At 56.3% G+C, this 6,542-nt stretch carries 6 protein-coding genes; all 6 read right to left on the bottom strand.

Annotated features, from left to right (window positions below; genetic code table 11):
* Positions 1-6 precede the first annotated feature (6 nt).
* From IMQ56_RS07540 to fliF, 6 genes are read right to left on the bottom strand one after another with little or no spacing between them, the layout of a single operon-like run.
* The gene (locus IMQ56_RS07540; protein ID WP_015571616.1) at positions 7-1,068 is read right to left on the bottom strand and encodes a flagellar hook-length control protein FliK; all 1,062 of its coding nucleotides are present in this window, start codon (positions 1,066-1,068) and stop codon (positions 7-9) included.
* On the bottom strand, positions 1,065-1,496 hold the full coding sequence (gene fliJ, locus IMQ56_RS07545) for a flagellar export protein FliJ (RefSeq protein ID WP_015571617.1): 432 nt from the start codon (positions 1,494-1,496) through the stop codon (positions 1,065-1,067). The genes IMQ56_RS07540 and fliJ overlap by 4 nt, the downstream gene beginning before the upstream one ends.
* 21 nt (positions 1,497-1,517) lie before the next feature.
* Positions 1,518-2,891 (bottom strand): flagellar protein export ATPase FliI, encoded by a 1,374-nt coding sequence (fliI, locus tag IMQ56_RS07550; protein ID WP_017692818.1) that lies wholly within the window; start codon positions 2,889-2,891, stop codon positions 1,518-1,520.
* Positions 2,888-3,592, bottom strand: a complete 705-nt coding sequence (locus IMQ56_RS07555; protein WP_017692817.1) for a flagellar assembly protein FliH — start codon at positions 3,590-3,592, stop codon at positions 2,888-2,890. The genes fliI and IMQ56_RS07555 overlap by 4 nt, the downstream gene beginning before the upstream one ends.
* Positions 3,579-4,565, bottom strand: a complete 987-nt coding sequence (fliG, locus tag IMQ56_RS07560) for a flagellar motor switch protein FliG (RefSeq protein ID WP_015571619.1) — start codon at positions 4,563-4,565, stop codon at positions 3,579-3,581. The genes IMQ56_RS07555 and fliG overlap by 14 nt, the downstream gene beginning before the upstream one ends.
* The gene (gene fliF / locus IMQ56_RS07565; RefSeq protein ID WP_045333244.1) at positions 4,562-6,232 is read right to left on the bottom strand and encodes a flagellar basal-body MS-ring/collar protein FliF; all 1,671 of its coding nucleotides are present in this window, start codon (positions 6,230-6,232) and stop codon (positions 4,562-4,564) included. The genes fliG and fliF overlap by 4 nt, the downstream gene beginning before the upstream one ends.
* Between the last annotated feature and the right edge of the window lie 310 nt (positions 6,233-6,542).

Raw genomic sequence — 6,542 nt, forward strand, 5'->3', positions numbered from 1 at the left:
AGCAATTCAGGCAAAAGTGTTAATGCCGTATATATTTCCTTGCGTCGATGTTAATAATTCCGCCACAGCGTCTTCGTCCACGAACACGTTATCTGCACCTTGAGCGGTATGCTGCTCTCCGGAAGGATGACGTCCCTGCTCGCCACCGCCAGTATGTGGTCGATCGGGGCTCACGCTCGCCTGGCCCAACTGAAGCCCGGTTTCCGCTAAAGCCGCCCGCAGGTGCGGTAGAGCAGTCTCCATCATCTGCCGCACCTGGGCATGTTCGCTGACGATATGGATCTGCGCCTGGTCCTGCTGCACGCGCAAAGAGATATGCAATGAGCCCAGCTCCTGAGGATGCAGGCGGATCTCCGCATTGTGCAAATTGTCGCGGCTGAACAGGGCAATATGTTGGCTCACCGACTGTTTCCATTCGGGCGACTCCAGCGGATAACGGACGTTGACCACCTGCTGTGAGACAGGCTGACTGACCAGTCGCGCCGTTGATGGCTCCATCACGACGCTCTGAACCGTGGGATCGCACGTAGCGTGCTGCGATGCGTCTCCCTGATGAGCCGTTAAGCCTGGCATCACGGCGCTGGCGTCCGGGGCTTTCCCCCCTAACGCCTGTGCCTGCATCTGGAGAGGGGTATCTTCGCGTCGGGCGGGCTTCAGCTTAATATCGTCAACAGGGATCGTTAAAGGCGCCTTTTCGCCAGCTACCTCTTCACGTGGCAGAGTCGCATCAGCAAGGGTCGAAGCCTCTGTAGCGCCCCTCGCCTGGCGGGTGACTATTTGCTGAAGCTGCCACTGCGGGCTTTCATCACCGGGAGAGGCGCTGATTCTGACCTCCGCCAGCGTGTCGTCACTCTCCCCCGGCTCAGCTACCGGCGGCAAAACCGGCTGCGGAAGAGGGTATCCTTCATGACTCAACAGCTGCGCCGGAACGTCCAGCCCAGGTAACAACAGTCCCATCTGCGCCAACCTGTCGTCGAGCGTGAGAGCAAAATCCTCGCCGATGAGTTTTCCTTTGCCTGCTCTCGTCGGCGCTCCGCCGGACAGCAGAGCCGTAATATCAATATTCATAGCCTTTCTCTTTTCTGTCCGGCACGCTGGGCGAATTCGTCCATCATTTTTTGCTCCTGGCGGCTCTGTGCCATAGCCAGTGCCGCTTCGCGGCGATCGATGAGCGTCTCAAACGCATTAAGGCGCTGCTTTTTCTGTAGCCACTTCTCTTTGACCCGATCCACGGCTTGTTCGCAGGTGGAAACATGTGATTCGTGCTGCTTCACCACCTGGTTAAGTGACAAAATGAAAGACTGTTGATTAACCAGATCCGCCATCGACATACCGCTGCCCAGCAGGCCCTGACGCAAAGATTGCTGGTACTCGCGCTCATAGTGCTGAAGCTGTTCATGCTGGGCCACAGCTGCCATAAGCGTCTGCTGGACGCTGCCGAGGGCGCGAGTGGTCTCCGTAAGCTTTTCCTGAGCCATATCACGCAGCATGACCATTGGATTATTCACTTTCACGTTTTATCCCGCCTGTTCAACGATGTCTGGGAAAAGTTGGCTCAGTGCGGCAATAGCCTCGTCGTAACCGCTCCGCTCGTGTATTGCCTGATGCAGGAAGGCTTCCAGCGCAGGATACTGGTCTATCGCTCTATCGAGCAGCGGATCGCTGCCCTTCACGTAAGCGCCTACGCTGACCAGATCCCGGTTACGCTGGTAGGTCGACAACAGCTGCTTAAAACGCTGAACCTTGCGGTACTGGACATGCGGAATTAGCTCCGTCATCGCGCGGCTAATAGAGGCTTCAATATCAATAGCAGGATAATGGCCCGCCTCAGCCAGGCGACGAGAAAGCACGATATGGCCATCGAGGATCGCGCGCGCCGAATCGGCGATCGGATCCTGCTGATCGTCCCCTTCGGTTAGAACCGTATAAAAGGCGGTTATCGATCCGCCGCCGCGCATACCGTTACCCGCACGCTCTACCAGTGCGGGCAGACGCGCGAAGACGGACGGTGGATAACCTTTCGTTGCCGGCGGTTCACCGATAGCCAGCGCCACTTCACGCTGCGCCATGGCATAGCGCGTAAGAGAGTCCATTATCAGCAGGACATTCATCCCACGATCGCGGTAATCCTCAGCAATTCGGGTGGCGTAAACCGCACCCTGCATACGCAGGATCGGTGAGACGTCAGCAGGTGCGGCGATCACGACCGCGCGTGAGAGCCCCTCTTCGCCAAGAATGTTCTCGATAAAATCTTTTACTTCACGTCCGCGCTCGCCAATCAGCCCGACGACGATGACGTCGGCGGTGGTGAAACGGGCCATCATGCCGAGCAGCACCGACTTACCGACGCCCGAGCCGGCAAAAAGGCCCATACGCTGTCCCCTGCCAACCGTCAGCAGGCCATTTATTGCCCTCACGCCCACATCGAGCACGGACTTGATGGGATCGCGGTGAAGCGGGTTAAACGAGGGGGTAAACAGGCCGGCTACGGGTTTTCCCGCCGGTGGACGACCATCCAGGGGGCGGCCCTGAGCGTCAAGCACGCGCCCCAGCAGGTGTAACCCCACCGGCAGCTGTTTACCCGCTCCCTTATCGGCCTCTGGCGCGTACACGCGCGCGCCGGGAAGAATACCGTCAACATGTTCAAGCGGCATAAGATAGAGCGTCTGACCGTTAAACCCGACCACCTCACACTCGACCGGTAAAATAGCCTGCCCGGTCTGACGTTCAACAATGCACAACGCGCCTATCGGCAGCTTCAGGCCAACGGCCTCCATCACCAGCCCGGTAGCACGCGTCAGCTTGCCGTACTGACGAAAGCGCGGGAGCTCTCCGAGCTTCTCTTCCACCCGATCCATGACCGAGAGCCAGTTTTTTAACTGCTGGCTCATTGGGACAATTCCTCTCGGGCGAGCTGACAGAGAGACTGCCAGCGCGTTTCCATGGTGGCGTCATACTCCACGTCCGGCGTGACCACACGACATCCCCCTGCGGCCAATTGGGGATCGCTTTGTAAGGACCACCCCATTGAGGAGAGCGTCTCACCGATCGCCTGGGAGACCATGGGCAGATCCTGCGGGTTCACATGCAGTTCTGTCGGGCCGTTGAGCAGGGTATCCTGCTTCATTAACTGGCGGATCTGCGCAAGCAGAGCATGGTTATCCGCCACGCTCAGGGTGCCGTACAGCTGCTGTACCGCCGTCAGCGCCAGCTGAACCAGACGTCCGGGAATAAGGCTATCGAGATTCGAAAGCGCAAGCTTGCACTGCGTCACCCATTCTCCAGCCTGGAGCAGTAAAGCCTGCCGTTCGTCACGAGCCTGTTCCAGCCCCTGCGCCAGACCCGCCTCACGCCCCTCCTTCAGCCCGGCCTCATAGCCTTCGCGACGGCCTTCCTCTTTGCCTTGCGCCAATCCCTGAGCAATACCCTGCTGCTCAGCCTGCTTACGCAGGCGTGCCAGCTCGGCCTTAAACTGCGCGTCAGAATGGCCGGTATCCTGCGTCTGCAACGGTACTTCAACCGTTTCGTTTAACAGATCCTCAGGCTGCCAGCTGCGCCACTGAGCGGCGCTATTGGCATCAAACGTAGGCATCGTCGCTGCCTCCAATGATGATTTCCCCTGTCTCCGCAAGGCGACGAACGATGTTCAGAATAGTCTTCTGCTCGGCTTCCACCTGTGACAAACGAACCGGGCCGCGCGATGCCAGATCTTCGGTCATCAGATCCGACTGACGGCGCGACATGTTACGGAAGAACTTGGCCCGCAGCGCTTCGTCTGCTCCTTTGAGGGCGATGATAAGGGTTTCACTTTCCACCTCCTGCAACAGACGCTGGATGCTGCGATCCTCGACATCCACCAGGTTTTCGAACAAGAACATTTCGTCGATAATTTTCTGTGCCAGCTCACTGTCGAAATCGCGAACCGCCTCAATGGCGGCCTCTTCCTGCTGGGATTTCATCAGGTTTAAAATCTCCGCAGCCGGGCGCACCCCACCCATTTTGCTGCGCTTAAGATTCTGACCGTGGAGCAGGCCGTTGAGTACCTCCGTCAGTTCCTGCAACGCGGCGGGCTGAACCCCGCCGAAGGTGGCGATACGCAGCATAATGTCGTTACGTTCACGATCGTCGAATTTGCTCAGGACGTCCGCCGCCTGGTTACGCTTTAAGTGGACCAGGATCGTGGCGATAATTTGCGGGTGTTCTTCACGAATCAGATCGAATACCGCCAGCGGATCCATAAAGTTGAGCGTTTCGATCCCGTTTCCACCCTGGTGGGTATCCAGCAAATCCTCAAGCAGCGTTGACGCACGCTCTTCACCCAGCGCCTTGACCAGCACGCTGCGCAGATACTCGTTCGTGTTAAGGCTCAGCGCGGCATACTCGCTTGAGTCATTTTTAAAGTCGCGCAGCACGGAGGCCATTTGATCGTGGGTAAACCCCGCCATGTTGACCATAGAACTGCTGATGGTCTTCACCTCATGCGCGTTTAGGTGCTTAAAGACTTCGGCGGCCAGGACATCGCCCAGCGTCAACATAACGATGGCGCTTTTCTCTGCGGCATTCATGATTTGAGCTCCTGATTCATCCACTGACGAATAACCAGCGCAATAACCCGCGGCTCTTGTTCCGCCAGTTCGCGCAGCTGCTGACTGTTAAGTTCCGTATCCACACGCTGCTGAGCGCGGTCACGCGCATCCTTTTCGGACGCTTTCTTGCGGGCGGCCAGCTCTTCCTGACGCGCCTCTTTTTCCATTTCCATGCGGCGCAGGCTGGTTTCCTGATGGCGGATCCAGGCCGGATGAACAAGCTTACGCCACATAACCCAGGCGATAATCGCAATAACCAGATAACGCGCAATCGCCATCATCAACTGATAAAACTTATCCTGTTTCCAGAATGGCGGGAGTTCCTCTTCCTCAACCCCGTTAAACGGCGAGTTCAAAATATTGACGCTATCGCCGCGTGAGGCCGTATAGCCGACAGCCTCTTTAACCAGAGCATTAATACGGTTCAGTTCAGCCTCACTCAGCGGACCCGGCTTGCCCTCAGCGCCTTGCGGCAGATGGTTTATCACCACCGCGACTGAAAGACGATCGATGCGCCCCATGGCATTTTTAATGTGGGTTAGCGTGCGATCGACCTCAAAATTGGTGGTCTCATCGTTGTGATTGTTGTAGGGCTGTGAGCGGTCATTTCCGGTACCAGCGGTACTGGTTTGAGCGGCAGGCTTGTCAAGCGGCTGCGTAAGTGGCGCAGTGGCAGGCGCTGGCGGCTGATTCGTCAGCGCGCCCGGTACGCCGCCATTGCCGCGTCCGTTACCCTGCTCGGACTGGCTCGTCTGGCGGCTTCGAATCACCATTTTTTGCGGATCGGCGTTGGGCTGATACTGCTCCTGCGTCTGCTCCTGCTGGGTAAAATCAATCTGCGCCGTGACCTGGGCGCGAATATTTTTGCTGCCCACCAGCGGCGCCAGTATTCGCTGGATGCGCTGCTGGTAATCACTTTCGATCTCACTGGTGTACTTCAGCTGTGACGTTTGCAGGCCGCGCAAACCACTTTGGGTGAGCAGCTCACCCCGCTGATCGACGATAGTGACATTTTCTGCCGTCAGCCCCGTCACGGCGCTGGAAATCAGATGGGTAATGGCAATGACCTGTCCTTCATCCAGGGTACGCCCCTGAATCAGGTTGACGGTAACGGAAGCCGTTGGCTGTTTTTGCTCACGCACAAACATCGTCTGCTTGGGTGTGGCAAGATGAACGCGCGCCGATCTGATCGGCCCCAGGTTTTCAATAGTACGCGCCAGCTCTCCCTCAAGCGCCCGCTGATAATTAACCTGTTCGCTAAACTGGCTAATACCAAACTTTTCCTTATCCAGCAGTTCAAACCCTACGGAGCCGCCTTTTGGCAACCCCTGTTGGGCCAGCTTCATACGCACTTCATGGACCTGCCCTTCAGGAACCAGAATAGCGCCACCCGGCGCGTCGATGCGGTAAGGGACATTCATCTGCGACAGCTGGGCAACAATGGCCCCACCGTCTTCATCACTGATATTGCTAAACAACACGCGATAGCCTGGCTCTTTTGCCCAGAACATAAGCGCAATTAATACCGATACGGCAGCCGCGGCGCAAATGACCAGCGATAGCTTCGGGCTGGCGCGAAGCCATGACAGAGCCGATTTAATTCGGTCAGCCGGATTATTCGTTAAATCATTTAATGTGGCACTCATGCCGTGATCCTGTAAGAAATAGCACGCACAATAATGCGCGTCAGCGCCTGTGATATCGCAGGGCTGATAACGACGATTTCAAATTAAGAGAAATTTTCAGGCGGGCATTATCGTCTGAAAGGCCGATTTTTTAAGGATAAATAAGCTTAAAGTAATGTTCGCTTATTGGATTTTATGGCCATTTTGCCTACGTGTTAAACTATCAACGTTTAAAAGATATGTAATAAATGTGTGCTTTTCCCTTATTAATTCAGGAAGTCAACAATGTCAGCAACTTTAATGCGTGGCGTACTCGATCAAATTAACACTC

Origin of the sequence: Enterobacter sp. Res13-Sevr-PEC09-46 (assembly GCF_015672585.1) — a bacterium.
In the GTDB taxonomy this organism is placed as follows: Bacteria; Pseudomonadota; Gammaproteobacteria; order Enterobacterales; family Enterobacteriaceae; genus Enterobacter; species Enterobacter hormaechei_C.